General features: G+C 67.3%; 27 protein-coding genes and 1 pseudogene. 14 read left to right on the forward strand and 14 right to left on the reverse strand.

Going from position 1 to position 24,190, the window contains the following annotated elements:
• The first annotated feature begins 54 nt into the window (after nt 1-54).
• From ACFVWG_RS17350 to ACFVWG_RS17360, 3 genes are all read left to right on the forward strand, one after another.
• The gene (locus ACFVWG_RS17350) at nt 55-861 is read left to right on the forward strand and encodes a helix-turn-helix domain-containing protein (protein WP_391544289.1); all 807 of its coding nucleotides are present in this window, start codon (nt 55-57) and stop codon (nt 859-861) included.
• On the forward strand, nt 858-3,164 hold the full coding sequence (locus ACFVWG_RS17355) for an ATP-binding protein (protein WP_391544290.1): 2,307 nt from the start codon (nt 858-860) through the stop codon (nt 3,162-3,164). Before ACFVWG_RS17350 ends, ACFVWG_RS17355 begins: the two co-directional genes overlap by 4 nt.
• A 102-nt stretch (nt 3,165-3,266) precedes the next feature.
• Nucleotides 3,267-3,869, forward strand: a complete 603-nt coding sequence (locus ACFVWG_RS17360) for a hypothetical protein (protein ID WP_391544291.1) — start codon at nt 3,267-3,269, stop codon at nt 3,867-3,869.
• A gap of 30 nt (nt 3,870-3,899) precedes the next feature.
• Here ACFVWG_RS17360 and ACFVWG_RS17365 read toward each other — a convergent pair whose 3' ends face one another.
• Complete coding sequence (locus ACFVWG_RS17365; RefSeq protein ID WP_391544292.1) at nt 3,900-4,595, reverse strand: EcsC family protein; 696 nt, start codon at nt 4,593-4,595, stop codon at nt 3,900-3,902.
• 147 nt (nt 4,596-4,742) lie between these two features.
• Between ACFVWG_RS17365 and aat the strand changes: the two genes are divergently transcribed.
• Nucleotides 4,743-5,408, forward strand: a complete 666-nt coding sequence (aat, locus tag ACFVWG_RS17370; RefSeq protein ID WP_391544293.1) for a leucyl/phenylalanyl-tRNA--protein transferase — start codon at nt 4,743-4,745, stop codon at nt 5,406-5,408.
• Here the strand turns inward: aat and ACFVWG_RS17375 are convergent.
• Nucleotides 5,401-6,090, reverse strand: a complete 690-nt coding sequence (locus ACFVWG_RS17375) for a TetR/AcrR family transcriptional regulator (protein ID WP_391544294.1) — start codon at nt 6,088-6,090, stop codon at nt 5,401-5,403. The genes aat and ACFVWG_RS17375 overlap by 8 nt on opposite strands.
• A gap of 117 nt (nt 6,091-6,207) precedes the next feature.
• Here ACFVWG_RS17375 and ACFVWG_RS17380 point away from each other — a divergent pair, with 117 nt between their 5' ends.
• The 3 genes from ACFVWG_RS17380 to ACFVWG_RS17390 all read left to right on the forward strand — a co-directional run bounded on the left by ACFVWG_RS17380 (nt 6,208) and on the right by ACFVWG_RS17390 (nt 7,641).
• Nucleotides 6,208-6,681: a nitroreductase family deazaflavin-dependent oxidoreductase gene (locus ACFVWG_RS17380; protein ID WP_391544295.1), complete on the forward strand. Its 474-nt coding sequence runs from the start codon at nt 6,208-6,210 to the stop codon at nt 6,679-6,681.
• A gap of 133 nt (nt 6,682-6,814) precedes the next feature.
• A complete protein-coding gene (locus ACFVWG_RS17385; protein WP_391544296.1) occupies nt 6,815-7,216 on the forward strand; it encodes a hypothetical protein in 402 nt (133 codons plus the stop codon).
• The gene (locus tag ACFVWG_RS17390; protein WP_391544297.1) at nt 7,213-7,641 is read left to right on the forward strand and encodes a hypothetical protein; all 429 of its coding nucleotides are present in this window, start codon (nt 7,213-7,215) and stop codon (nt 7,639-7,641) included. Before ACFVWG_RS17385 ends, ACFVWG_RS17390 begins: the two co-directional genes overlap by 4 nt.
• Here the strand turns inward: ACFVWG_RS17390 and ACFVWG_RS17395 are convergent.
• Together ACFVWG_RS17395 and ACFVWG_RS17400 are read right to left on the reverse strand one after the other, a co-directional pair.
• A pseudogene (locus ACFVWG_RS17395) lies at nt 7,605-8,633 on the reverse strand (Abi family protein). The gene ACFVWG_RS17390 and the pseudogene ACFVWG_RS17395 overlap by 37 nt on opposite strands.
• Nucleotides 8,634-8,636: 3 nt before the next feature.
• Entirely contained in the window at nt 8,637-9,626 is a 990-nt protein-coding gene (locus tag ACFVWG_RS17400) for a YhcG family protein (protein ID WP_391544298.1), read from the reverse strand.
• 46 nt (nt 9,627-9,672) lie between these two features.
• Here ACFVWG_RS17400 and ACFVWG_RS17405 point away from each other — a divergent pair, with 46 nt between their 5' ends.
• Nucleotides 9,673-10,749 carry an adenosine deaminase gene (locus ACFVWG_RS17405; protein WP_391544299.1) on the forward strand — a complete coding sequence of 359 codons (1,077 nt, stop codon included), beginning with the start codon at nt 9,673-9,675 and terminating at the stop codon, nt 10,747-10,749.
• Here ACFVWG_RS17405 and ACFVWG_RS17410 read toward each other — a convergent pair.
• The 3 genes from ACFVWG_RS17410 to ACFVWG_RS17420 form a co-directional block, all read right to left on the reverse strand.
• Nucleotides 10,735-11,742, reverse strand: a complete 1,008-nt coding sequence (locus ACFVWG_RS17410; protein WP_391544300.1) for an L-idonate 5-dehydrogenase — start codon at nt 11,740-11,742, stop codon at nt 10,735-10,737. The two genes, ACFVWG_RS17405 and ACFVWG_RS17410, sit on opposite strands and share 15 nt — an antisense overlap.
• On the reverse strand, nt 11,742-12,431 hold the full coding sequence (locus tag ACFVWG_RS17415; RefSeq protein ID WP_391544301.1) for an SDR family NAD(P)-dependent oxidoreductase: 690 nt from the start codon (nt 12,429-12,431) through the stop codon (nt 11,742-11,744). Before ACFVWG_RS17415 ends, ACFVWG_RS17410 begins: the two co-directional genes overlap by 1 nt.
• 68 nt (nt 12,432-12,499) lie before the next feature.
• On the reverse strand, nt 12,500-13,123 hold the full coding sequence (locus tag ACFVWG_RS17420; protein WP_391544302.1) for a TetR/AcrR family transcriptional regulator: 624 nt from the start codon (nt 13,121-13,123) through the stop codon (nt 12,500-12,502).
• 71 nt (nt 13,124-13,194) lie between these two features.
• On the opposite strand from ACFVWG_RS17420, the gene ACFVWG_RS17425 reads away from it, so the two are divergent.
• On the forward strand, nt 13,195-13,674 hold the full coding sequence (locus ACFVWG_RS17425) for an SDR family NAD(P)-dependent oxidoreductase (protein ID WP_391544303.1): 480 nt from the start codon (nt 13,195-13,197) through the stop codon (nt 13,672-13,674).
• Here ACFVWG_RS17425 and ACFVWG_RS17430 read toward each other — a convergent pair.
• The 5 genes from ACFVWG_RS17430 to ACFVWG_RS17450 all read right to left on the reverse strand — a co-directional run bounded on the left by ACFVWG_RS17430 (nt 13,613) and on the right by ACFVWG_RS17450 (nt 18,440).
• Nucleotides 13,613-14,389 (reverse strand): ABC transporter permease, encoded by a 777-nt coding sequence (locus ACFVWG_RS17430; protein ID WP_391544304.1) that lies wholly within the window; start codon nt 14,387-14,389, stop codon nt 13,613-13,615. The genes ACFVWG_RS17425 and ACFVWG_RS17430 overlap by 62 nt on opposite strands.
• Entirely contained in the window at nt 14,389-15,369 is a 981-nt protein-coding gene (locus tag ACFVWG_RS17435; protein ID WP_391544305.1) for an ATP-binding cassette domain-containing protein, read from the reverse strand. Before ACFVWG_RS17435 ends, ACFVWG_RS17430 begins: the two co-directional genes overlap by 1 nt.
• Before the next feature lie 150 nt (nt 15,370-15,519).
• Entirely contained in the window at nt 15,520-16,215 is a 696-nt protein-coding gene (locus ACFVWG_RS17440) for a PadR family transcriptional regulator (protein ID WP_391544306.1), read from the reverse strand.
• A 58-nt stretch (nt 16,216-16,273) separates the two neighbouring features.
• Nucleotides 16,274-17,332, reverse strand: coding sequence for an acyltransferase family protein (locus tag ACFVWG_RS17445; RefSeq protein ID WP_391544307.1), 1,059 nt, complete (start codon nt 17,330-17,332; stop codon nt 16,274-16,276).
• A gap of 154 nt (nt 17,333-17,486) precedes the next feature.
• Nucleotides 17,487-18,440, reverse strand: coding sequence for a GlxA family transcriptional regulator (locus ACFVWG_RS17450; protein ID WP_391544308.1), 954 nt, complete (start codon nt 18,438-18,440; stop codon nt 17,487-17,489).
• 82 nt (nt 18,441-18,522) lie between these two features.
• Between ACFVWG_RS17450 and ACFVWG_RS17455 the strand changes: the two genes are divergently transcribed.
• From ACFVWG_RS17455 to ACFVWG_RS17465, 3 genes are all read left to right on the forward strand, one after another.
• On the forward strand, nt 18,523-18,771 hold the full coding sequence (locus ACFVWG_RS17455) for a hypothetical protein (protein WP_391544309.1): 249 nt from the start codon (nt 18,523-18,525) through the stop codon (nt 18,769-18,771).
• 84 nt (nt 18,772-18,855) lie between these two features.
• On the forward strand, nt 18,856-19,803 hold the full coding sequence (locus tag ACFVWG_RS17460) for a DUF6528 family protein (protein WP_391544310.1): 948 nt from the start codon (nt 18,856-18,858) through the stop codon (nt 19,801-19,803).
• A gap of 55 nt (nt 19,804-19,858) precedes the next feature.
• Nucleotides 19,859-20,686 (forward strand): class I SAM-dependent methyltransferase, encoded by an 828-nt coding sequence (locus tag ACFVWG_RS17465; protein ID WP_391544311.1) that lies wholly within the window; start codon nt 19,859-19,861, stop codon nt 20,684-20,686.
• Here ACFVWG_RS17465 and ACFVWG_RS17470 read toward each other — a convergent pair.
• Complete coding sequence (locus tag ACFVWG_RS17470) at nt 20,683-20,826, reverse strand: hypothetical protein (RefSeq protein WP_391544312.1); 144 nt, start codon at nt 20,824-20,826, stop codon at nt 20,683-20,685. The two genes, ACFVWG_RS17465 and ACFVWG_RS17470, sit on opposite strands and share 4 nt — an antisense overlap.
• A gap of 136 nt (nt 20,827-20,962) precedes the next feature.
• On the opposite strand from ACFVWG_RS17470, the gene ACFVWG_RS17475 reads away from it, so the two are divergent.
• Both ACFVWG_RS17475 and ACFVWG_RS17480 read left to right on the forward strand, forming a co-directional pair.
• Nucleotides 20,963-21,820 carry a DNA-formamidopyrimidine glycosylase family protein gene (locus tag ACFVWG_RS17475; protein ID WP_391544313.1) on the forward strand — a complete coding sequence of 286 codons (858 nt, stop codon included), beginning with the start codon at nt 20,963-20,965 and terminating at the stop codon, nt 21,818-21,820.
• Nucleotides 21,821-21,902: 82 nt separating this feature from the next.
• Entirely contained in the window at nt 21,903-22,967 is a 1,065-nt protein-coding gene (locus ACFVWG_RS17480; protein ID WP_391544314.1) for a glycoside hydrolase family 75 protein, read from the forward strand.
• 221 nt (nt 22,968-23,188) lie between these two features.
• Here the strand turns inward: ACFVWG_RS17480 and ACFVWG_RS17485 are convergent, their stop codons facing one another.
• Complete coding sequence (locus ACFVWG_RS17485; RefSeq protein WP_391544315.1) at nt 23,189-24,136, reverse strand: trypsin-like serine peptidase; 948 nt, start codon at nt 24,134-24,136, stop codon at nt 23,189-23,191.
• Nucleotides 24,137-24,190 lie beyond the last annotated feature (54 nt).

A 24,190-nucleotide genomic window follows, 5' to 3' on the forward strand; every position in this document is an offset into this window, starting at 1 on the left:
CTGTACCTCCGGCTAGCGTCTGTTGCTCCTTCGGGCAACGGAAGGGCAGGGGGCATGGACGTCGGAGTGGAGACGCGCTCGTTCGGGGAGCTGCTACGGCGCTTTCGAGGGGCCGCCCAGCTGACCCAGGCCGGCTTGGCCGAGCGCTCCGGCTTGGGGACCGAGACGATTCGCAGCCTCGAGTCCGGTCGGCGGAAGTCGCCGCGCGGCGCGACCCTGGAGTCGTTGGCCGACGCGCTCGGGCTGGTGGGCGCGGAACTGGCCATGTTCGCCGCGGCAGGTCAGGAGCAGAGCGCTGTTCCCCATGAGCTGCCTGCGGACGTCCAGGACTTCACCGGTCGAGCCGACGAGGTACGTCGCTTGGTCGGCCTGCTGGCAGCGCCGGGGACGATCGTGATCGCCGGTCCGGCCGGTGCGGGCAAGACGGCGCTGGCCGTGCATGCGGCCCGCCAGGTGGTGTTCCCTGCCGGCGAGGTCTTCGTTCGTGGCGGCGGTCCGGTCCGGCCGGCCGCGGGATCGCTGGTCGTGCTCGATGACGTGGCGTCGGCGGATCAGGTGCCTAAGGCAACAATAGGGACGGTCGTCGTGACGAGTCGCCGGCCGCTCGGTGAGGTAGCCACGGAACACCGGATCGTCCTTGCTGGACTACCGGTTCCGGATGCGGTGCGGTTGCTTCATCAGCTTGCCGGTGCCGACCGATGGCAGCGCGATCCGGCGGCGACGCTCGAGGTCGTCGAGCTGTGCGGAGGGCTGCCGACCGAGCTCCGCCGAGCGGCCGCCCGGATGGTCGGCAGACCGTCGTGGTCACCCGCGGACCTTCGCGGCTGGCTCCGGACCAACAGAACGGTGGGTACGGCGTGAGTGCGGTGCCGGAGTTGTTGCGGAAGTTCCGTCGCGTGGCCGGGCTGACCCAGGAGCAGCTCTCCGAGCGCTCCGGACTCAGCGTGGAGGCGATCCGCACACTGGAGATCGGGCGGCGGCACCATCCCCGCGCACTCACCGTGAGCAGGCTGGCCGATGCCTTGGAGCTCGGCCCCGCCGATCGTGACCGGCTGGAACAGGCTGCCCGCCGACCGACCGAGACCCCCGATCGGCTGCCTGCAGGTGTCACGGATTTCGTCGGCCGGGCCGAGTCGGTACGAACGTTGACCGAGTTGCTGCTGCGGACCGGCGAGCCTGCCGACACGACGAGCGTGGTGATCTCCGCTGTGACGGGGATGGGCGGTGTCGGAAAGACCACGCTCGCTGTCCACGTCGGCCATCTCGTCGAAGCGCAGTTCCCCGACGGCAGCATCTACCTGAACCTGCGCGGTGAGACCGAGCCGCTGGCTCCCTTGCAGGGACTCACCTTCCTGCTCCGGACCCTCGGCGTACAGGCGCAGGAGATTCCGGACGACCTCGCTGCGGCGACAGCCCGGTATCGGACCGCGATCGCGGGGCGCCGGATGCTCGTCGTACTGGATGACGCGGCCACTGTGGAGCAGGTGACTCCGCTGATTCCCGGTACGTCGGGAGCCGCGGCAGTGATCACGAGTCGACGACTGCTCGATCAACTGGCCGGTGCGCTGCACCTGCGGCTCGACGTACTGCCCGACGACGAGGCGCTGCAGTTGCTCGCCGAGGTCATCGGTGCGGCCCTCGTTGCGGCCGAACCCGACGCGGCACTGGCCGTCGTGCACGCCTGCGGCAATCTGCCGCTCGCGCTGCGCATCGCCGGCACGCGGCTGCGCACGGGACTGCCGCCGCAGGAGCTCGCCGACCGGCTGGCCGACGCGAGCACCCGACTCGGTGAGCTCGCGGACGGAGAGATCGGCGTACGGGCGTCGATCGCGGTGTCGATCGACGACCTGCGGGCGGTGCCCGCCGATCGGGACGCTGCCGACGCGTTCGGCGTGCTGTCCCTGCTCGATGCGGGGGAGTTCCCGCTCCGGGTCGCGGCCGCGGGGCTCGGGCGGACGCTGGACGACACGGAGGACCTGCTCGACCGGCTGGTCGACGTACACCTGCTGGAGGCGCCGGCTCTGCACCGCTACCGCCTGCACGACCTGGTCCGCGCGGTCGGCCAGGAGGGTGCGAGTGCGGAGGCTCATCGGGTCGTCGGGGAGCGGGTGCTCAAGTGCTACCTGTCGATGCTCTGGCGCGCCGACGAGCTGGACGCAGAGGGTCCGCTGAGCGTGACCTGGCGAGATGCGGCCTGGGCTGCAGACGCACGTGACCTGTCTGCTGTCGACGACGTCCTCGACTGGCTGGACGCCAACCGGAGCGCTCTTGTCGAGCTCGCGCGGCGTGCTGCCCTGGGGACCGTGGAGGACCGGCAGACCGCCGTACGGATTGCTGTTGGGATGAACGCTTTCGGGCGGCACCGGCAGCGGTGGCTGGAGTGGCGCGACCTGAACCGGACGGCTGCTGCGCTGACCGACCTACGATCGGATCCGGTCGGTACGGCGCTGGTCCGCTTCGATCTGGGGCTCGCACTCGGCGAGCTCGACGACTTCTCCGCCGCCGCGGACGAGCTGATGCTTGCCACCGAGGCCGCGCGCTTGATCGGGGCACCGGGATTCCTGGCCAGCTCGCTGGTGAATCTTGCTCACATGCTCGAGCGGGCCGGCCGTACGAAGGAGGGCTTCGTGGTCGTGCGGGAAGCCGTCGACCTGATCGCTCAGGAGCCTGACGCTGCCCACCACGCCCTGTGGGCGCAGCTGACGTTAGGCATGTTGTACGGGCGCGATGGCGAGCCGGAGCGTCAGCTCGAGCCGTTCGAGGCGGCGATCGCGCTTGCTCAGGACGACCCGGGACTGCAGGGCCGAGTGCGCGCCATCGCTGGGGCTTCGCTGCGTGAGTGCGGTCAGGCAGCGGTGGCGATTCCGGTACTGCTGGCCGGAGTGCACATGGTCCGGCCGGTCGGTCGGCCCGGAGTCCTGGCCGAAGCGCTGGACGAGTTGGGCGCGTCCTACCGTGAGCTGGGCCGCTATGCGGAGGCGCTGGTGGCGTACCACGAGAGCTTGGACATCGCGGTGAGCCAGGAGTTGTGGCACCGCGAGGCGCGCGTTCGGACCGGCCTCGGGTACACCTACCTCGGACTCGGCCGCGTCGCCGAAGGCCAGGAACAGCTGCGTCTGGCCGAAGAGGTCTACGCGGCGCACGGAACGACACCGCCCAGCTGACCGGTGCTGGTGTACCACTTTGTCCCTGTTCGGTCGCAGCCTCGCGGATGAGGCTGTTGCACGGCGCTCACGGTGAGTGCCGGAAACGGACAGAGGTGACTCATGAAGGTTCGTAGGGGGATCCGGATCGCGGCGGTCCTGGCCTTGGCAGCACCGGCCTTGATCGCCATCGCACCAGCGACGACGGCGTCGGCGTACCCGCAGGTCTGCAAGCCGGGCGAGAAGTGGGCGACGGTCAGCGGCACCAAGTCCGCGTACGCGCCTACGCATCTGGAGGTCATTTCGCTCTCGCCAGGCACTGGTTTCGACCGGGCGAAGTCGATCGCGTGGGAGCGTACCTTCACCGCAGGTATCGACGTGACCACCGAGGCCTCGGTGAAGGCCGGCGTGATCCTCGCCAAGGCGAGCGTCACCGTTGGTGCGAAGCTGTCGGTCGCCGGGTCGCACACCAGCACGAAGTCGATCACGGACACCTGGAAGATTGCGGTGGCGAGTACGCAGCGCCGGTACGTCCTGTGGTCCGGGACGAGGGTCTACAGCGGCCGCTACGCGTACCACGTCTGCAAGCCCGGCGGACGTACGTACACCACCGAGTCCGGCCCATGGCGGTCGTACCGGACACCGTGGCAGGGCGCAACCTTGTGCGGCAAGAAGTACACGGCGGGCTCGATGGAGGCCAACGCCGTCAGGCTGAGTGGTTGCTGACGGTGCTCAGGGTGACCGAGACGTGGGACTTCAGGGCTCGATCGGGCGCGGTATCCGGCGGATGAGGCTCTTGTCGGCGTACTGACCGATCCGGTACGTCGACCAGCCGTCGACGGTGGCTCCGACGGCGCCACCGAGCAGCGGGACGCGGCGGGTGACGGTGATGGCCATGCGTTTGCCGCTGACACGGGCGATCAGTTCGGCGACGACCTCGGTGGCGACCTGGCGGTCGAGCTCGGGGTCGAAGACGGGTGCCGTGGCGATGGCGAGGGGTGAGGTCACCAGGCTGGACTTCTTCAGGCGGTCGGTGACGCCGTCCTCGCCGAGCAGGCAGGTGATGACCGCCGTACGGACGCGGGGGTCGTCGAGGTCGTAGCCACGCAGGTGGGCGATCGCGGCGACCATCCGGGCCTGCACGATCGCGATGCCGGTCATGTTCGCGGGGAGGGAGACGGGGAGCGTGACGAGGCCGCCGATGCTGGTGACGAAGCCCTGCACGCCGGCGAGCCGGATGTGCTGGTCGACCACGGCGTCGATGGCGAGCTGTGGGTCGCCGCCGACCTTGGCGAGTTTGTTCTCCGCGACCCGCTCGGCGCTCGGGAACCGCTGGTACCCGTCGATGGCGAACTCGAGGATCGAGCGCAGTACGCCCGCTGCAGCTTGGGGCGCGAACCGCTGGGCAGCGGGCGCGAGACTACTGGCAACGAACCTGGCTACTCCGGCCACAGTGCTCCTTCCCGCCTGACCCCACATGTCGGAGACCTGGGCGTCCTCACTCCCATGTATCAGCAACTCTACGTGGCCCAGGTGCCCGCGCCACTCGGGACAAACCCTCGGTGTTCCCTGGGATTCGTCGTGGTCCAGGATGTGAGGGTGCCTGTCGAGCCTGCTGCGTCTGTGTGGGACTTCCCGCCGGTGTCGGTCGCCGGCGACGGTGACGTGGTGGCGGGTGGGGCGGATCTGCGCCCGGGGACGGTATTGGCGGCGTACCGGCAGGGGTTGTTCCCGATGCCGGACCACCGCAGTTCGTTGCTGTGGTGGTCGCCGGTGGACCGCGGCGTGATCGAGGTGGCCGGGTACCGGCCGACGCGGACGGTACGGCGGGCCCGGGCGAAGTTCGAGATCCGGGTGAACACGGCGTTCGACCAGGTGATCCGGGCCTGCGCGGACCCACGCCGTACCGGCGCCTGGATCGATCGGGACATCATCGCGTCGTACACCGAACTGCACCGGCTCGGTTGGGTGCACTCGGTCGAGGCGTGGGACGGAGACGAGCTCGCGGGCGGCCTGTACGGCGTCGCGATCGGCGGACTGTTCGCCGGGGAGTCGATGTTCCACCACAAGACCGACGGGTCGAAGGCGGCCGTGGCCGGGCTGATCGAGCTGCTGGACGACGAGTACGCCGAGGAGCGGGTGTTCGACATCCAGTGGGTGACCGACCACCTGGCGACGATGGGCGCGATCTCGATCCCGCGCGAAGACTATGTACGGCGGGTGCGGGGCGCGCTCGCGCTGCCCCTGCCGAAGGCGTTCAGCTGATCCCCACGAACGCGGCCATCTGACGGCTGGTCTCGGTGAAGAAGTCGTCGGCCGGGTCCATCGATCCGACCAGCTGACCGAAGAGCTCGAAGCTGATCATCCCGAACAGCTGCGTCCAGACGATCGCCATTCGCAACAGCATCCGCCGCGGTACACCGGGCGCGAACTCAGTCAGTACGTCGACCTGCTCGGCGAGCCGGCCAGTGGGCTCGGGCGCGTCCAGGTCTTTGAGCCAACCCTCGGCGTGTGCCTGCCCGAGGATGCGCAGCAGCACCAGCGGCACGCGTGCAGCCGGCTGGACGGTCGTCTGCGGTGCCTGGTAGCCGGCGATGGGTGAGCCGTAGATCAGTGCGTACTCGTGCCGGTTCGCGCGGGCCCAGTCGCGGACGGCGGCGTAAACAGCGATCCACGCCTCGCGGGGGTGCGGGTACTCCTGGTTCGCTGCGCGCTCTGCGGCCTCGCCGAGAGCGTCGTACGCGTCGATGATGAGCGCGGTGAGCAGGTCGTCCCGGCTGGGGAAGTAGCGGTACAGGGATGACGACACCATGCCGAGCTCGCGTGAGATCGCCCGCAGCGACAAGCTCTCGGCGCCGCTGGTCTCCAACTGCCGTCGCGCGGCCGCCTTGATCTCGTCGGTCAGCTCGGCCCGGGCTCGCTCACGGGCAGTACGTCCGGCGCTCATGGGCCCAGTCTGCCACAAAACCGAGAGCAGTGCTCTTGACAGTGAGCAGTGCTTCCGTGTTCACTGATCACAACAGAGAGCACTGCTCTCGCAAATGACTTCGAGAAGGGCACGACGATGCCGGAGTACCAGCAGACCTACGACAGCAAGCGCGTCATCACCACCGGCGCGGGCAGCATGCGCTTCCTCAATCGGCTCGTGGTCCCGCTCACCAAGCTCGGCCTCGGCCTGCTGGGAAGCCGCGTCCTCTCCGTCCGCGGCCGCAAGTCCGGCGAGTGGCGCAGTACGCCCGTCAGCCTGATCGTTCTGGAAGGTCAGCGCTACCTGGTCGCCCCGCGCGGTCACACCCAATGGGTCCGCAACCTGCGCGCTACTCCCGAAGCCCGCCTCCAATTGGGCCGCACCACCGAGACCTTCCGCGCCGAAGAGATCCCCGACGCCGACAAGACCGAGGTCCTCCGCCGCTACGTCAAGCTGTGGTCCATGGAGCTGAAAACCTTCTTCGACGGCGACGTCACCAAGAACTCCCCCGACGAAGTCCTCCACCACATCGCCCCCGGCGTCCCCGTCTTCGCCATCCACCCCGCCTGAGCCGGTGGAAGCAGGCGCGGAGGTCCTGCCTACGCCGAGCGGGGTAGGCAGGAAGCCGCCTGCGATACGACGACGGGAGCGTGACCGTTGACCAGGATGGTGGCTATTCCACATCCACGAAGGGGGCTGTCTCGTGACAGCACAGACTCAAGTCAACGATCATCCGATTGCCTGGACAGCGATCGGCCGTGCTCACGGTCGGCACCGGACCTACCTGATCGCCACGTGTACGGCGCTCGTCCTGGCCGCCATCGGTGACCAAGCAACCGGCTATGACGGGCCGGGTCCGTTCATCGACCTCGGCATGGCCGTCCTGGTGGCGTTGGCGGCGTGGCGCTTCGTGCCGCTGCTGATAGTTGCCGGGAGCACCTTCTTTGTCGTCGGCGGACTCGCCACGACCGGGTTCACACCCCGGCTGCTCGCACCGGACAACTTCCTGGAGTTCGCCTCCGGCTGGCTACAGATGCTCAGCTTCGGCGCCGCGGCCATCTTCGCCGTCACCGCGGTGCTCAACGCCCGGAGGAATCAATCATGATCCGTCTCAGTCGTCTGACGTTGGTCGCGCTGGCCGGTCTGCTCGTCGGTGTCGCCGGCCTGGTCATCCAGTGGATCGCCGACCCGGGCAAGTTCTCCGAGGCCTTACCGCCGCTCGGCGTCGCCTTCCCTCCCGGCATTGCGTTCATCGTCCTGGCCGGCGTACTGGCGGTCCTCACCTCGCGCTGGTGGTGGCACCCGGTCTTCGCGGTGCTGATCGCCTTCTGGATCGCCGGCGTCGGCACCTTGGCCGGACAACTGACCCCCAACCTGGTCTCCGACAACTTCGGCACCGTCGCCGGCACCAGCGTGATGACCGCCGGCCTCATGGCCACCTTCATCGCCGGCATCCGCAGCGCCATCACCGCCCGCCACACCCACCGGCAGCCTCACCGAGAACCAGGCCGGGTACGCCATCCCGCCTGACCGGCCGGCCCTTTGCAAGCGGCACTTGCAGAAAGGGACGACCTGTCGCACTCAGACCTCGGGTGGTGGGGAGGAGAGCTCAGCCTCGAGAGCTGGGCGACTCTTCTGGACCAATCGCAGCTCGGATCGATGACACCGATCAGATAAGCCATTATCGCCAAGGCGTTGTACACGCCGAAGCGTGCCTTGGCGCTGTCGTGATCGCTGAGATGATCGAGCGCTGGGATGCTCCCCCTGCTGGATCGCTTGGGCGCTATGACCAGCTTCCGGTTGAACAACCTTGCGTGATGCGCGGCGACGTTGCGCACATAGTTGAGGCTGGCGATCCAACTCGCCATCACGCGCTTGGAGGGTACGCCGTACCACTGCGCGATCTTCGTCGCGAGTGGGTTGTTGAGACCGGCGTACAGCCGGGCGAGATGTCCGAACTCCATGATCTCGGTCAGCGCCCAGATCGGCATTTTGTTGTCATAGCGATCCCGAAAGTGCGCGACGAAGGCTTCGTCGGAGCTGTCTTAGCGCTGCTCGACCCGTTCGATCCAGTGATCGAGCTTGCTCGGCAAGCTTTCGCCGGTCTGCGGATTGGTGCCGTGCTCTGTGAAAGCGGGCCCGAAATTGGCCGGCTCAGTGTGGGCGTAGGCCGACACCTCGCCCAGGAGGTGTCCAATGCTCGTTCGCAGTGACACCTCGATGCGCTCGGTTCCGTCGAGCACCAGCATCCGCATTTGGCGATCGAAGTCGATCAACGCTGCTGCGGCGGCAATGGAGGTGCCCGCCTGGTACTCATCGAGGATGACCAGGGCGTCGTGCCCGTCCGGCCCAGCTACCCACTCGGATGACCGAAAGGGGTAGAGGTAGCCGGTCAACCGGTAGTAGCCGACTGCGTTGAGCAGGGACGAAGTCTCATTCCGGTCGCCGACGTCGACGCCGCGCTTGGCGAGTCGTTCGATCTGCTCGGAAACCGGCAGCCACGGCTTTTCGTACTCCGCCATGACTCATTCCTCCGGGAAAAGAAAATCAGCCCGAGCCGTTAGGCGTCCGGGCTGATCATGATGGGACCACTGTACCACTGTCTCGCTCCGGCCGTGAGTCCAACGCGACCGTGGGCTGGTCGACGTCGATCGGTAGGTTGGCCTCGCGCTCCATCTTGTGGTTGAGGCAGTGCAGATAAAGCAGCGTAGTTCGAGGTGGTAGAAGAGCAGATCGCAGAAGAACTCCTCATCGCCGAGCTCGAGCCGCACCTGCTGTCCGAGGATGGCGAACCCCTGCCCGAGCTCCAGCAGGAACTTGCCGACATGCTCGACGAGCTGTTGCTCGACCTCCCGCTCCCGCCATCCGTCGGTGGCGCCGAGGAAGTCGAACAGGTACGGATCGCGTGTTGCTTGCTGAGCGAGGTCGGAGTCACCCGGCGGCATCGTCGTGGCAAAGTTGGTGATCGCCTTGCCGGCTCGTTCGTGGAACCGGGCGTCGATGTACGTCGCGAGCATGTCTCGGCTCCACCCGCGATCGACCGCAGCGGCGGCATACCAGAGGCGCATATCGGGTTCACTGAGCTTCGACATGAGCGCCAACTGGTGGTACCAGGGCAATTCTGCAAGCGGCGCTTGCAGAATTGCGTCGGCCGGCCAGGCGGCGGCGAACGTGCGCATATACCGCAGGTTGCGTGGCGAGTAACCGGTAGCGCCGGGGAAGCGTGACTTGAGATCGGTGGAGAGCCGGTCGATGACGCTTGCACCCCAGCCTTCCTCGGACTGGCGGGCGAGGATCTCGCGGCCGATGGCCCAGTAACTGCGAAGCAGTTCGCGGTTGGCGGCGGTGACTGCGCGGCGGTGGCCGGTAGTGATGTGTTCGGAGACGCGGTCGAGCAGGTCTGGTACCAGGCGGGGAGGGACGATCGGGCGGGGGCGCTTTCGAAGCGCGGCTTGTCGTTCATCGGCAACGCTTTCGCGGGACAGGCCTGCGACACGAAGGGATTCCAGGGGCATCCCGGGGCAGATCGGGGCAGATCGGTGCCGGTGCGAAGATGGGTGGATGATCACGGCTGAGCAGTTGAACGCGGCGCCGAAGGTGCTTCTGCATGACCATCTGGATGGTGGGTTGCGGCCCGCGACCGTGGTGGAGCTGGCGAAGGAGGTCGGCCACCGGGTGCCTCGGGAGGATGCGGGGGAGCTGGGGCAGTGGTTCGTGGAGTCGGCGGACTCGGGGTCGTTGGAGCGGTACCTGGAGACGTTCGATCACACGGTGGCGGTGATGCAGACGGCTGAGGCGATCTCGCGGGTGGCCAGTGAGTGTGTGCAGGATCTGGCGGCAGACGGGGTGGTGTATGCGGAGGTGCGGTACGCGCCGGAGCAGCATCTGACCAAGGGGTTGTCGCTGGAGCAGGTCGTGGATGCCGTGCGGGAGGGGTTCGAGCACGGGATGGCGGCGGCCGAGCGGCCGATCGTGGCGCGGCAACTGCTGACGGCGATGCGGCATCAGGCGCGGTCGATGGAGATCGCGGAGTTGTCGGTGCGGTACCGCGATGCCGGCGTGGTCGGGTTCGACATTGCCGGGGCGGAGGCGGGGTATCCGCCCACCCGGCACCTGGATGCGTTCGAGTACCTGCAGCGGGAGAACGCGCACTTCACGATTCACGCCGGCGAGGCTTTCGGGTTGCCGTCGATCTGGCAGGCGATTCAGTGGTGTGGGGCGGACCGGTTGGGGCACGGCGTGCGGATCATCGACGACATCAGCCATGACCCGGCCGGCGAAAAGGTGGAGTTGGGCCGGTTGGCGGCGTACGTGCGGGACCGGCGGATTCCGCTGGAGATGTGCCCGAGTTCGAACCTGCAGACCGGCGCGGCGACGTCGCTGGCCGAGCACCCGATCGGGCTGCTGACCAAGCTGCGCTTCCGGGTGACGGTCAACACCGACAACCGGCTGATGAGCGGTACGTCGATGAGCCGCGAACTGGCGTTGCTCGCGGAGACGTTCGGCTACGGGCTGGCGGACTTCCGCTGGTTCGCGATCAACGCGATGAAGTCCGCGTTCATCCCGTTCGACGAACGCCTCGCGATCATCGACACGATCATCAAGCCCTGGTACGCCGAGGCGCTAGCCCAAGCGTAGTAAGACTTTCCCGGCCGTCGTCGCCGCAGCATCGATCGCAGCGGCGGCGTCGGCCAGGTCGTACTCACCCGCGATCAACGGCGTCACGTCGAGCCCGCCGGCCAACAACGCGACGGCCTCAGTGATCTCGTCGACGAACCGATACGAACCAGTCCAGGTGATCTCGCGCGAGACCAGATCGCCCAACACCGCAGGCGTCGGCGCGATCGGCAGGTTCCCCACCTGTACGACGGTCCCGCCGCGAGCCGTCGCTCGCAGGACCGCACCGAGTGCCCCTGGAACGCCAGAAGCTTCGACCACCAACGCGCTGTCGTTCGGCAGCCCCACGGCCGCATCGAACAGGTGGTCCGCACCCATGGCCGAGGCCATCGCCAACGCCTCAGCGGTCACGTCTGCACTCGCTACGCGTGCAGCCCCACGAGCCTTCAAAGCCGCGACCACCAGTGACCCGATCGACCCAGCGCCGTTCACGAACACGAACTGGCCTCGCACATCGCCCAGCCGGCCGACCGCATGCAAAGCAACTGCCAGCGGCTCGGCCAACGCAGCAATCCGTGTGGACAACCCAGCAGGCAGTGCCCGCAACTGATCCACCCGCACCACCCGGTACGTCGAGAACCCACCGTCCTCATGCGGATCGAAGGCCGCCGACCCGAAGTACCGAACCTCCCGATGCAGGTTCGTCCGCCCCGCCACCAACTCAGGCAGCGGTTCCGAGGACGGCGTCGCCGGATGCACCGTCACCGCATCCCCAACCCCATAAGACGAAACTCCCGCACCCAGTACGGCGACCCGCCCCGCCACCTCGTGACCGAGCACGAGTGGATGACGGAGGACCGCCGTACCGGAGGAGCCGTGTCGCGCGTAGGAGATGTCACTCCCGCAGATGCCACCCCACTCCATCGCGACCAGTACCTCACCGGGCCCGGGCGACGGATCCGGCCGCGACTCGACACGGACATCTCCTGGGCCATGTACGACAACGGCCTGCATCAGACGGACGCACCGCCGACCGGAATCGTCGTACCGGACAGATAGCTGAACTCGTCACCCGCGAGACCGAGCACAGCCTGCGCAACCGCGGCAGCCGGCACAGCCCCCGCCAGGATGGTGTTCACGCGGACCCCCTGTACGCCGTACTCGGCCGCGGCCGTCCGGACCAGGTCCTGCGCAGCTGACGAGTTGCTGATGATGTGCCCGCCGCCGCTCGCGATGAGGTGCGGGAGCTCGTACTTCATCGCCAGGAACTGCCCATGCGCGTTCGTGGCCAGTCCATCGCTCCACTCCGCGACCGACCCGACCTGTACGCCGGCGTTGTTGAACGCGATGTCGAGCCGCCCATAACGCCGTACGGCGTCATTGACGAACCCCTCCATCGACGAAGCCGAGCGGACGTCGCTCTCCTGGTACGTCGCTTCTCCCCGCGCGGCTCGGATGGTGCGTTCGACCTCGCGGCCCAGCGCTGTCCGCCGGCCACCGAAGACGACGCGTGCCCCGGCCGCGGCGAAGGCCCGGGCGGTGGCCTCGCCGATTCCGGAGGTTCCTCCGGTGATCAACACGACCTTCCCGGTGAACCTGCCGGGTGGGCGGTGGGTGGTGGCGGTGGACGTTCCACTGGCGGCGATACCGGCGGCGGTGGCGACAGCACCGCCGAGGACGGCCCGGCGACTCGCTCTGCTCATGTGCGTTCCCCTCGAAGCAACGGTCAGTGGCTTCAAGCGTGCCGGATCACGGCGAACTTCGCGCCGGTCTAGCGCGGTGAAATTCCGGTGACCACGACGTCAAGGGCGGTGTCGAAGGCCTGTTCGAGGGGCAGCTCGACCTCGCCGAGGCCCCAGCGGTAGAGGATGCCCACGCAGCCGTCGAAGAGCACGTTGCCGATCGCGTAGGCGTCCACGTCGGTGCGGATCTCGCCGCGCACCTGCCCGACGGCGACCGCACGGCCGAAAGCGAGGCCGGTCGAGTGTGAGCCGGCCGTGGCCATCACGCCGGATTGGAGCATCGCGTGCATCATCGCCTGGTTCGTTTCCGGGTTCGCCTCGTACGAGCGGGCGGCCGCCCGGACCACCTCGCGGATACCGTCGAGCACGGTCTGGCCGGGAGACGCGAGCTGCTCCTCGAGCCCCTCGCGGATGCCCTGCCGCCGCTTCAGGATGAGCTCGAGGAGGAAGTCCTCCTTGCGCGGGTAATGGTTGAAGGCCGTGGCCCGGGCGACATCGGCGCGTTCGGCGATCTCGTCGATGGTCGAGGCCCGGTAGCCCTTCTCCGCGAAGGCGGCCAGCGCCGCCTCCAGCAGCCGCTGCCGCACCGCCGCCTTGCTCCGCTCCCGGCGGCCCAGTGGGGCTGCGTCGACTGTTGCCGAGTCAGAGTCCATCTGCAGACTATGACATCAACTTGGACTAGAGTCTGACTTAGGGTGGGCTTGGTGACCGAGGGGGAGCACGGATGGCGAAGGTCTGGTTGGTGACCGGGGCGGATGGCGTTCTGGGGCGCTCGATCGTGGCCGCGGCCGCCGCGTCCGGAGCGGTCGTCGTCGCGGCGGCCCGGCACCCCGAGTCCGTTTATGACCTCGTCGGCGCGTTCCCGCGGCAGGTCGAGGCGCTCGGCCTCGCCCCGGAGCAGGCCGACCACGCGGTGGCCGGGATCCTCAGCCACCACCGCCGCCTCGACGTGCTCGTGAACACCACCAGCGACCGTGCGATCGAGGACGCCGTCCTCTCGCACTTCAGCAGCCAGCGGTCCGGGGCGATCGTCCGTCCGGACGACGACGCCGAGCCGTGGGCCGAGGCGGACGCGATCGTCGCCGCCCACACCGAAGCTGGTCCTCGACCCAAGGGGTTGCAGCCCCTTGGGTCGAGGACCGTCAGACCGACCGTTGATAGGTGCGGAAGGCCCGGGTCGACAGCCACCCGACGATCAGCGTGAACGCGGCCAGATAGCCGCCGTGGCGCAGCACCGACGACCAGTCCGGGTCGGCGGACAGCGCCTGCCGGGCGGCGATCGCGGCCCAGTCGACCGGGTTGAACCGGGCGGCCACACCGACCCAGTGCGGTGCCACCTTCGGGTCGATCATGATCGACGACATGAACGTCAGCGGTAACGAGACGAACTGCGAGATCCCGATCAGCGCCTCCTGCTGCCGGGTCAGCAGGGCGACCGCGTTGGACAGCGAACCGAACGCGATCCCGATCAGCATCGACGCCGCGGCCGTGACCAGGTAGCCGGCTGCGCCGCCGTCGTACCGGGCGCCGGCAGCGATCCCGATCGCGAACACGAGCACCGTCTGGATCAGCGTGTTGGTCGCGTTGCTGATCAGCTGTCCGGCCATCAGCCCGCCGCGGCTCACCGGTGAGGCGAGCATCCGGTCCATCACGCCGCGTTCCATGTCCGCGATGAACGTCGTACCGCTCCAGCCGCTCGACATCAGCGCGGTCATCATCACGATCCCCGGTGTCAGGAAGGCGATGTACGACGTGTCGCCGAACCCCGGGATCTGCACGACGCCCTGGAACACCTGCCCGAACAACAGCAGCCAGATCGCCGGCTGAACCAGCGTGAAGATGATCAGAGCCGGTTGCCGGTACGACGCGCGCAGCCAGCGACCGGTGATGAGTCGAGTGTGCGCAACTGCAGTCGTCATCACGCCGCCTCCTCGGCTGCCTGGAACGAGCGACCCGTGTAGTTCAGGTACACGTCGTCCAGCGATGGTCGCGAAACCGTCACCGCGGAGACCGGAATCGCCTTGTCCTCAAGGGCTCCCAGTACGGCGGGAACCGCGGTCGCGCCGTGAGCCACTCGTGCGCGCAACACCTTGCCTTCGACAACTATCTCGCCGATCCCGGGCAGTTGTCCCAGCAGGGTGCGAACGGTTCCGTCGGTGTCGGCATCGATGAGCTCTACCTGTACCGAGTCACCGCGCAGCTCGGACTTCAGCCCTTCTGGGGTGCCTTCGGCAACGATCTTGCCGTGATCGACGATCGCGAGTTGATCCGCCAGCCGGTCAGCCTCTTCCAGGTAATGCGTGGTGAGCAACACCGTCAGGCCTTCGGCGCCTGCCAGCCGTCCGACCTCGGTCCACAGGTCCGCACGCGCCTCCGGGTCGAGGCCGGTGGTCGGCTCGTCGAGGAAGAGGACCCGCGGCCGGTGTACCAGGCCGAGCGCGACATCCAGCTTGCGCTGCATTCCGCCGGAGTACGTCTTGACCTGACGATCGCCGAACTCGGTCAGGCCGAACCGCTCGAGCAGTTCGGTCGCCCGCCGTACGGCGTCGGTCCGGGACAGGCCGTAGATGCGCCCGCCCAGCACGAGGTTCTCGACGCCGGTAGCCATCGGGTCCGAGCTGGACTTCTGCGGGACGTAACCGATTGCGTGCCGGACCTTGGCCTGGTCGCGGATCACGTCGTACCCGGCGACCCGCGCGGTCCCGGAGTCGGCGCGGGACAGGGTCGTGAGGATCTTCACGGTGGTCGACTTGCCGGCGCCGTTCGGGCCGAGCAGGCCGAGTACGACGCCTTCGCCGACGCTGAAGGTCAGTCCGTCGAGTGCGCGTAACGGTGGTTTCCGGCGACCGGCCGGATACGTCTTGACCAACTGCAGTGCTTCCAGGGCATGCGTAGCCATGGTGGGTGACTCCCTTGGTGTGATGGGGAGCCGGTCCGGGGCTGGCTATCCTGATGGTTGTGCCCTTGGATACCCGGTCTTCGGACCGACTCTGAGGAAACTGCGGCCCTGACCCTTGGCGTTGCCGCGCCGTGGGTCGGGGCCGTTCTTCTACAGTCCTCCTGGTGGCACCGCCTTCATCCAGGCGAACTCCTGCCCGAAGTACTTGACCGGGTCCCTGAGCTGCTCGTTCGGTGAGACTCCCGTCTCGGCGAAGGTCTGCCACGCCTTCCGCCAGAATCCCGACTCACCAAGACTGTCGGTCCGGATCTCCTCGGTGAGCTGATGCACGTAGGCCGACTCGGCCTTCAGCAGCGCCAGCCGGAACTCCGACTCGACCCAGAAGACCCGCGGGAAGTCCATCGAGGCCATGTACTGGTGGGCGGTCTCGAGTTGCTCGATCTCTGCGTCGATTGCCTTGATGCGGTCGAGGAGGAGCTCGACCACGCGGTCCGGCGGCAGGCCTGGCATGTACGCCAGCCCAGCCTCCAGCGGGTGGTACTCCCGGGCCGGTGACCCGATCAGCTCGGTCAGCCAGTCCTGGAACTCGGCCGAGCCCGCCTCGGTGAGCCGGTAGACCGTCCGCTCCGGGCGATTGCCGTCCCTGATCGTCTCCTGCGCCTCGATGAAGCCGTTCTTCTCCAGGGCACCGACGACCGAGTACAGCGAGCCGTAGTTGAGCTTGATGCTCGAGTCCTTGCCGCGCGCCTTGAGCATCGTCGAGATCTCGTACGGATGCATCGGGCGTTCGGTCAGGCTCCCGAGAACGGCGAAGGCCAGTGGGTTCGCCACCTTGCGTTTCGCCACGACAGCCCCCTCGGTCTCGGTTATTCGAGATCGAGTATTAGCTCACGGGTATCCGATGTCAAGTATTGAGCCACGCGACCGCGCGGAACCCGAGCCGCCGGACCGGCTTGCGCGCGGTCAACAGCCGGTACGCCGGTTGTTCGACGTACCGGGTGAGCAGCCAGGCGAGCAGGATCGCCGCGGCGACGGCACCGACGATCTGGCCGAGCCGGCCGACGCCGAGCCTCATCAGGTGCCAGGCGACGAGGTAGCCGAGCTCCTGGTTCAGCAGGTAGATCCCGAAGGAGATCTTCGCCAGGAACTGGATCGGTCGCCGTACGGGCTCGAAGACCGTCCAGTCCGGGCCGCGCGCGGCGCCGGCAACGACGATGAGCAGCACTCCCAACCCCAGTGCGGACGGCCAGTCCTGCGTCTGCGCGTGATGCGCGAACACGGTCGCCACCAGCAGTGCGGCCAGGTGCGGCGTACCGATGCGGTGTTTTGTCCACAGCCAGAGAGCGATACCGATGGCGAACAGCTGGAGCCGGTGGATGCCGAAGCCGTTCCAAATCTGGATCACCCATTGCGGGCTGTTGGTGATCCGGTCGTTCCACTGCAGGATCACCGGCGCCAGGATCATCACCCAGAGCAGGACGGTGACCCGCTGACCGGCGAGGGCGCCGCGCGGCCAGAGGACGGCTGCGACCGTGAAGGCCATCAGCTGCAGCGGCAGTGTCCAGTAGGACCCGTCGATCATCCGGACTGTCGGGTCGAAGGAGCTGGCCAGCGTGAGGTTGCCCCACAGGTCATGCGGCGTGGGCAGGGTCCATTGGCTCGGACCGAACAGCACCAGTGCCGTGTAGGTGATGACGGCAGCGGCCAGGTACGGCGGGATCACCCGCGCATACCGCCGTCGCAGCCAGTGCAGGGTGGACCCGTCTTTTCGCACGGTCACGCAGACGAAGTACGCGCTGATCACCAGCAGAACGCTGGCGCCGACCTGGAAAGGATGCGGAGTCAGTGGTGCTCCGAGCTCGGGATGCAGGAAGGGACCCATATAGGTCGTGTGGGTGAAGATGACCGCCAGCACGGCGAGGACGCGGACAACGTCCCAACTCAAACGGCGCGCGGAAGTCACCCGGGGCGGGTAGGGCGTGGACACAGAAGCTCCAGCATGGCTCGACTCGCCGAATCAGTATCGGCCGTGTCCCCCCAGTACCCGTTATCCCCCCGTGATACTTGGGAGATCCTAGTGGGACGCCCCGGGGTCGTAGCAAATCGTGTGCATTACGTCACGCTGTGGTGCGGAACGTGCGCCGATAGTCCTGCGGCGGTACGCCGACGACGCGCCGGAAGTGGTGCCGCAATAGCGCCGCCGTCCCGAAGCCGGACTCCGAGGCGATCTGCTCGATTCCCATCCGCGTCTGCTCAAGCAGGGTGCGAGCGCGCAGTACGCGCTGGGTGGTGACCCACTTCAGCGGGGTGGTCCCGGTCTCGGCGACGAAGCGCCGGGCGAAGGTCCGCTCCGACATCTGCGCCTGGCGGGCCAGGGCCGGGACGGTGTGATCGACGGTCAGGTTGTCGACCATCCAGTCCAGCACCGGCTGCAGGCTCTCGCCGGATGACTCGGGCACGGGCACCTCGACGTACTGGCGCTGGCCGCCGTCTCGTTGCGGCGGGACGACCATGCGGCGCGCGATGCGGGTGGCGACCGCACTGCCGAGCTCACGTCGTACCAGGTGGAGGCAGGCGTCGATCCCGGCTGCGGTGCCGGCGCTGGTGATGATGTTGCCGTCGTCGACGAACAGCACGTCCGCATCCAGCTTGGCCAGTGGGAACTGTTCCTCGAACTTCTTCACGTAGCGCCAATGCGTGGTGCACGGACGACCGTCCAGCAGCCCGGCCGCACCGAGCACGAAGGCGCCCGAGCAGACCGTCAGCAGGATTGCCCCGCGGGCCTCGGCTCGCCGCAGTGCCTCGAGGATGCGCTCGTCGTACGCGTCCCGCCAGGTCGTGGCCGGCAGCGCGATCAGGTCGGCGTCCTCCATCTCCTCCAGCCCGTACGGCGCGATGACCGCGGAGTGGCTGCTGGTGGACATCGGCTCACCCGGCCGGGTCGAGCAGACCTTGAACTCGAACGGCGGCACCCCGTCGTCGGTCCGGTCGATCCCGAACACCTCGGAGACCACTCCGAACTCGAACAGGGCCACGTCTTCCATCAGTACGACGGCGATCTTCCGCAGCATGCAGCCAGTATGGCAGGAATTTGATGAACACTGTCAATAGTGCCAATTGTGGCTGGATCTAGTTGGTAGCAAGATTACTGCCATGAACGGAATCGTGGTGATCGCAGTACTCGTACTGGCCCTGATCGCGGCCCTCGAGGTCAGCCACCGTCGGCACCCTGCCGACCTGGGTGGCGCGGCTGACGACCGTGACGTGGCCCGGACCAAGCTGGACCTGCTCGCCCTCGGCGCGTCGGCCAAGCCCTTCACTCACAAGCCCACCACCACCGAAGCCTCCGTACGGCGGATTCACGCGGCTCGTCTGGCCCACCCAGGACGTCACGCGGCGTGACTTTGGTCTACTCGTGAACCAACAGTCGGGTTTGCTGATCTAAGAACCTCAAGATCACGCTCTCGACTGTGAGGAGACACGTTGATGCAGCGCAGGACGTTCCTGCAAGGGTTGGCGGCGGCAGCGGTAGCCGCGCCGGCGGCGACACTACTGGGGCAGCAGGACGCGGTGGCGGCCACGGACTATTACGTGGCCACCACCGAGCAGACCAAGAACAAGGTGCTCGTCTTCCCCAAGAGCAAAGCGTTCACCGACGCGAACGTGCACTGGAGCTTCACTCCGGGCGGCGGCGCGTGGGCGAACCTGAGCGACGTGAAGATCCGCGCCACCGAGGCGCAAGGCTGGATCGCCCTGGTGGCCGCGTCCGGCGGCAAGGCGGGCATCGTCGACATCGGCAGCGAGAAGCACACCGAACTCAACGACCTGAAGTGGAGCGCGACGCCGGGTGGCAACCCGCACGCGATCGAGCGGGTACCGGGGAATGGCTCGGTCGTCGTGGCGAGCTCCGACGGCAAACTCACGCTCTACGCACCGACCAGCGTCGCCAACCTGGGCAGCCTGGCTCAGGTGCAGACGGTCAACTATGCCGGTGCGCACGGCGTGCTGTGGGACCCGACGTACAAGCTGCTCTGGGTAGTCGGTCAGAACCGGTTCAGCCACTATGCGGTGATGGGCAGCGGCCGGAACACCCGGCTCAAGTACGCCGCCCACTTCAGCCTCGGCAGTGGCAACCTCGGGCACGACCTGCAGCCCGACTTCACCAACAAGCAGAAAATGCTGATCACGGCGACCAAGGGCATCTACGAGCTGCTGACCGACGGCGGGACCTTCCGCAGCCGCAAGATCTCCTCGGAGACCAAGGTGAAGTCGTACGTGAAGCACTCCTCGGGCGAGGTCGTGTCGATCCGCGGCGACGGCACCCAGCCACGCGACTGGGCCAACAAGACGATCCGCTTCTCCCAGTCCGCGGATCGCACGCGCTCCGGCGCGCAGTTCTACAAGGCCCGCATCTGGACCACTGCCTTCGAGTAGCCCCTTCGGGCAAAACCGGTCGAACCCCACCGCCCGGCTGTGCCACAGTCGGGCGGTGACCGACTACCGCGAGATCAACCAGGCCAGCTGGGACGAACGCGTCCCCGCGCATGTGGCTTCGCCGAGCTATCACGTGGCCGAGTTCGAGAGTGACCCGTCGTACCTGAGCGAAGTGGTGCGCTTCGACGTACCGCGGCTCGGGGACATCACCGGGCTGCGCGGCGTGCATCTCCAGTGCCACATCGGCACGGACACGGTGTCGCTGGCGCGGCTCGGGGCGCGGATGAGCGGTCTGGACTTCTCGCCGCCCGCAATCGAAGCAGCACAAGGGCTTGCCGACCGGCTGGGCCTGGAGACCGACTTCCATGTCGCCGATGTGTACGACGCGGTCGAGGTGCTCGGCGCAGCGCAGTACGACCTCGTCTACACCGGGGTCGGCGCGATCTGCTGGATCCCGGACATCAAGCGCTGGGCGCAGGTCGTGGCCGGTCTGCTGAAGCCGGGTGGGCGGCTGTTCATCCGGGAGGGCCACCCGATGATGTGGGCCACGGATGCCGTTGGCCAGGACATCGTCCTGAAGTACCCGTACTTCGAGACCGAGAAGGGCACCGTCTTCGAGACGGGTGGGACCTATGTCGAGACCGATGCCGAGTTCACCGAGAACACGACACACGACTGGAACCACGGCCTGGCAGAGATCATCACCGCGCTCCAGGACGCGGGCCTGGTGTTCGGCTCACTCGCTGAGCACGACAGTGCGCCCTGGTGCGCATTCCCCGGTCTGATGACCGTGGACGCTGAACTTGCCGGTGAGTGGCGTCTCACCGACAACCCGGAGCGTCTTCCGGCGACCTACACCTTGCAGGCCCACAAGCCGGCTTAGTGTGCGCGGCGCTGCTGGACCTTCTGGAACGCCTGCTTGATCTTGGCCTGGTTCTCCGGCTTGCTCAGTTCGCGCTGCGCGACCTGGACCACCTTGGCGACGACGGCACCCTTCACCAGCGTCTTGATAAAGCCACCCATTGTGGGCCTCCCTAGTTCGTTGACATCGACGGTAGCCGGGTACACAACCTGTCTCCATGGGTGAAGACCCCGAAGTTCGGGGCGGCGGGGTGGGTGAAGTATCAGTACTGTCCCTGGGATCAGGCACACTGGTGGGGTGCCTGAGTTGCCGGAGGTCGAGTCGCTGGCGGTGTTCCTGCGGGAACGCGCGGTCGGCCATGCGTTCGTGCGCGCGGACATCACCGCGATCAGCGCCCTGAAAACGTACGACCCGCCGGTCTCGGCGCTGGTCGGGCTGCTGATCGACGACGTTCAGCGGCACGGGAAGTTCCTGGACTTCTCGGCACAGGGCGTGCACCTGATCATCCACCTGGCCCGCGCGGGCTGGCTGCGCTGGCGGGATGAGCAGTCCGCCACCCTGGTCCGGCCCGGCAAGGGCCCGATCGCGCTGCGGACGGCGTTCGACGACGGGTCCGGGTTCGACCTGACCGAGGCCGGCACGCAGAAGAAGCTCGCGGTGTACGTCGTTCGCGATCCCGCCGAGGTGCCGGGGATCGCGCGGCTCGGGCCGGAGCCGTTCTCGTTGTCCATCGAGGAGTTCGGCGCGATCCTCAAGCAGGCCGGGCGGGTGCAGCTGAAGGGTGTGCTGCGCAACCAGTCGATCATCGCCGGGATCGGCAACGCCTACTCCGACGAGATCCTGCACGTGGCGAAGATGAGCCCGTTCAAACCGGCGTCGAACCTGACCGACGACGAGCTGAAGATCCTGTACGACGCGATGCGCGAGACCCTGCAGGACGCGGTCGACCGGTCCGCCGGCCTCGCCGTACAGGACCTGAAGTCGGAGAAGAAGTCCGGTCTGCGGGTGCATGGGCGGACCGGCCAGAAGTGCCCGGTCTGCGGGGACATCGTCCGCGAGGTGAGCTTCGCCGACTCCTCGTTGCAGTACTGCGCGACCTGTCAGACCGGTGGCAAACCACTGGCCGACCGGCGGCTGTCCAAGCTGCTCAAATAGTTCCGGAACCTCCGAGGGCTTGACAGCAGGAAACCGCCTTCCGACAGTTAGGAAAGTTTCTTAACTATCGGAGGTGTGCACGATGCGTATCCGCCCCATCGCATTTGCCCTCGCAGTGATCGGCAGTGCGCTGCTGATTCCCACGATCGCGACCACGGCCACCGCGGCGACCACGTCGTACGAGGCTGAGAACGCGGCCCGGACCCAAGGCGTGGTGGAGTCCAACCACGCCGGGTTCACCGGCTCCGGCTTCGTCAACTACGACAACGTGACCGGCTCGTCCGTCACGTTCACCGTGAACGTCGGCGCCAGCGGCAACGCCTCGCTGGCGTTCCGCTTCGCCAACGGGACCACGGTGAACCGGCCGATGACGATCGCCGTCGACGGTACGACGGTCGCGACCCCGCAGTTCGCCGGGACCGGCGACTGGACGGCCTGGAACACCACCACGGTCAACGCGAACCTCTCCGCGGGTTCGCACACGATCAAGACCACCGCGACCACCGCGAACGGCGGCCCGAACCTGGACTCGCTCACCGTCACTGACTCCGGTGGTGGTGGCGGCGCACCGACCGCGGCCGAGTTGCTGGCCAAGGTGACCAGCTGCAGCCAGATCTCCAACGGCCTCTACAAGACCGACTCCGAGCTCAGCCCGACCATCCCGGTCTGCGGCAAGAACGGCGCCGTGTTCTGGAAGGCCGACCTGGACGTCGACTGTGACGGTCTGCGCACCACGCAGTGCAACGAGAGCACCGACCCGTGGTTCCAGCCGGACACTGCCTTCCACACCTCGACAGGCCAGCCGCTCAACGCGGCCCAGCTCCCGTACGTCGTCGTACCGAGTGCTAGCAGCATCTGGAACTACCAGAACTTCCAGATCGCCGGTGGCGGTGTGGTCGCGATGATCTACAACAACCAGGTCAAGTACGCCGTGGTCGGCGACACCGGCCCGACCGACATCATCGGTGAGGCGTCGTACGCGTCGGCCGTTGCCCTCGGCATCAACCCGGACCCGGCGAACGGCGGCAGTGACGGTCCGGTCACCTATATCGTCTTCAAGAACTCGACGATCAACCCGATCGAGAACCAGAGCCTCGCCACGTCGCGCGGTCAGGAACTCGCCCGCACCTTCATCAACAACAACTAGCATCAACAACAACTGACCCCGACCCCCACCGCGCTAACGTCCGAACGCCCGGAGCGCCCGTCTCCGATCCTTCGGACGTTAGCCCCGGTGCGGCGAGATGTACCAACCAACGGGTAGTGGTCCTCGGAAACCCGCCTACGACTGCGCCGGCACGCGGCGCGACTCACCGCTGGGCGAACCACTACCCGTCCGTCGGTACACATGGGCTTTGCGGGGGACTGCTAGGTCGTCATCTGGTCGAACATCGTCTTCACGTCACCGGAGTTCGGCGTCGCGAGCAATGTCGGTGTACCGCTGGTCGTCCGGCGCGACGTCTCCGCGAAAACGTAACCCAGGTTGGCGTTGATGCGGTCCTTCATCCACGGTCCGCCACTGGCGCCGCCGTTCATGCTGCAGGTCAGGGCCGCGTCGGTCGAGCCCCACGCGTAGGTGGTGCCGTCGCAGTAGTACGGCACCTGGCCGTTGTACGGCGGCTCGGCCGGCCAGCCCCAGATCCGGGTGTTGGCCTGTGCGCGACCGTTGCCCCAGACCAGGCCGTTGCCGCCGACCGCGTCCACGACGTTGACGTTGTTGCGCTTCTGGAGGGTGATGAACGCCTGGTCGTGGCTGAAGTCGCTGCTGTTGATCCACGAGTTGAACGTCCGGGCGTTGCTCCAGTTGTAGGAGCCGTAGCCGGATTCGCCGTTGTAGTAGGCCGGCGCGAACCGGAAGTTCGCGTGCCACCCGCCACCCGCGCCGTCGTGCACACAGTGCCCGGCGGTGATGATCAGGTTCTTGTAGTTGTTGTTGATCGTCGACGCCGAGCAGACGTAGTTGGCGCTGCCGATCGTGAAGAACAGCTTGCCCGCGGTGCTCGGGACCGGGTCGGCCAGCGTGCCGTTACCCTTCGGCGCGACCGGGTGCGAGGCGACGCCGCTCGAGTTGTCCACTGCCTTGCCCTGGGTGCCCTTGGCACCCGACGGCAGGTCGTAGGGAATGGCGTTCGCCATCTTCTCGGCGGTCCAGTAGTCGGTCTTGCTCTGGGCCGGGGCCTGGATCGAGGTGGTCGTGGCCTGCGGTGCCGCTGCCGGGGTGGTCGGCGGTGCGGCGACCGCGGTGGTCGCCGCGCCACCGCTGATCAGGACGCCGGCGACCAGTAGCCGGGCGAATCTGGGCATGGGGTTACGCATGAAGTGACTCCTCTGTCGGGGCGGAAGTAGAGTCCGATCGGTGACTGGATCGAC

The organism is Kribbella sp. NPDC058245 (assembly GCF_042882005.1).
Taxonomy (GTDB): domain Bacteria; phylum Actinomycetota; class Actinomycetes; order Propionibacteriales; family Kribbellaceae; genus Kribbella.

Excerpts from the sequence above, each read along its gene's own strand:
- ACFVWG_RS17470 (WP_391544312.1), bottom strand. The coding sequence starts at position 20,826 with ATGGGTGGCTTTATCAAGACGCTGGTGAAGGGTGCCGTCGTCGCCAAG.
- ACFVWG_RS17455 (WP_391544309.1), top strand. The coding sequence starts at position 18,523 with ATGAACGGAATCGTGGTGATCGCAGTACTCGTACTGGCCCTGATCGCG.
- ACFVWG_RS17360 (WP_391544291.1), top strand. The coding sequence starts at position 3,267 with ATGAAGGTTCGTAGGGGGATCCGGATCGCGGCGGTCCTGGCCTTGGCA.
- ACFVWG_RS17410 (WP_391544300.1), bottom strand. The coding sequence starts at position 11,742 with ATGCAGGCCGTTGTCGTACATGGCCCAGGAGATGTCCGTGTCGAGTCG.
- ACFVWG_RS17425 (WP_391544303.1), top strand. The coding sequence starts at position 13,195 with ATGGCGAAGGTCTGGTTGGTGACCGGGGCGGATGGCGTTCTGGGGCGC.
- ACFVWG_RS17390 (WP_391544297.1), top strand. The coding sequence starts at position 7,213 with ATGATCCGTCTCAGTCGTCTGACGTTGGTCGCGCTGGCCGGTCTGCTC.
- ACFVWG_RS17415 (WP_391544301.1), bottom strand. The coding sequence starts at position 12,431 with ATGAGCAGAGCGAGTCGCCGGGCCGTCCTCGGCGGTGCTGTCGCCACC.
- ACFVWG_RS17420 (WP_391544302.1), bottom strand. The coding sequence starts at position 13,123 with ATGGACTCTGACTCGGCAACAGTCGACGCAGCCCCACTGGGCCGCCGG.
- ACFVWG_RS17380 (WP_391544295.1), top strand. The coding sequence starts at position 6,208 with ATGCCGGAGTACCAGCAGACCTACGACAGCAAGCGCGTCATCACCACC.
- ACFVWG_RS17405 (WP_391544299.1), top strand. The coding sequence starts at position 9,673 with ATGATCACGGCTGAGCAGTTGAACGCGGCGCCGAAGGTGCTTCTGCAT.
- ACFVWG_RS17460 (WP_391544310.1), top strand. The coding sequence starts at position 18,856 with ATGCAGCGCAGGACGTTCCTGCAAGGGTTGGCGGCGGCAGCGGTAGCC.
- ACFVWG_RS17430 (WP_391544304.1), bottom strand. The coding sequence starts at position 14,389 with ATGACGACTGCAGTTGCGCACACTCGACTCATCACCGGTCGCTGGCTG.
- ACFVWG_RS17350 (WP_391544289.1), top strand. The coding sequence starts at position 55 with ATGGACGTCGGAGTGGAGACGCGCTCGTTCGGGGAGCTGCTACGGCGC.
- ACFVWG_RS17375 (WP_391544294.1), bottom strand. The coding sequence starts at position 6,090 with ATGAGCGCCGGACGTACTGCCCGTGAGCGAGCCCGGGCCGAGCTGACC.
- ACFVWG_RS17450 (WP_391544308.1), bottom strand. The coding sequence starts at position 18,440 with ATGCTGCGGAAGATCGCCGTCGTACTGATGGAAGACGTGGCCCTGTTC.
- ACFVWG_RS17480 (WP_391544314.1), top strand. The coding sequence starts at position 21,903 with ATGCGTATCCGCCCCATCGCATTTGCCCTCGCAGTGATCGGCAGTGCG.
- ACFVWG_RS17435 (WP_391544305.1), bottom strand. The coding sequence starts at position 15,369 with ATGGCTACGCATGCCCTGGAAGCACTGCAGTTGGTCAAGACGTATCCG.
- ACFVWG_RS17400 (WP_391544298.1), bottom strand. The coding sequence starts at position 9,626 with ATGCCCCTGGAATCCCTTCGTGTCGCAGGCCTGTCCCGCGAAAGCGTT.
- ACFVWG_RS17485 (WP_391544315.1), bottom strand. The coding sequence starts at position 24,136 with ATGCGTAACCCCATGCCCAGATTCGCCCGGCTACTGGTCGCCGGCGTC.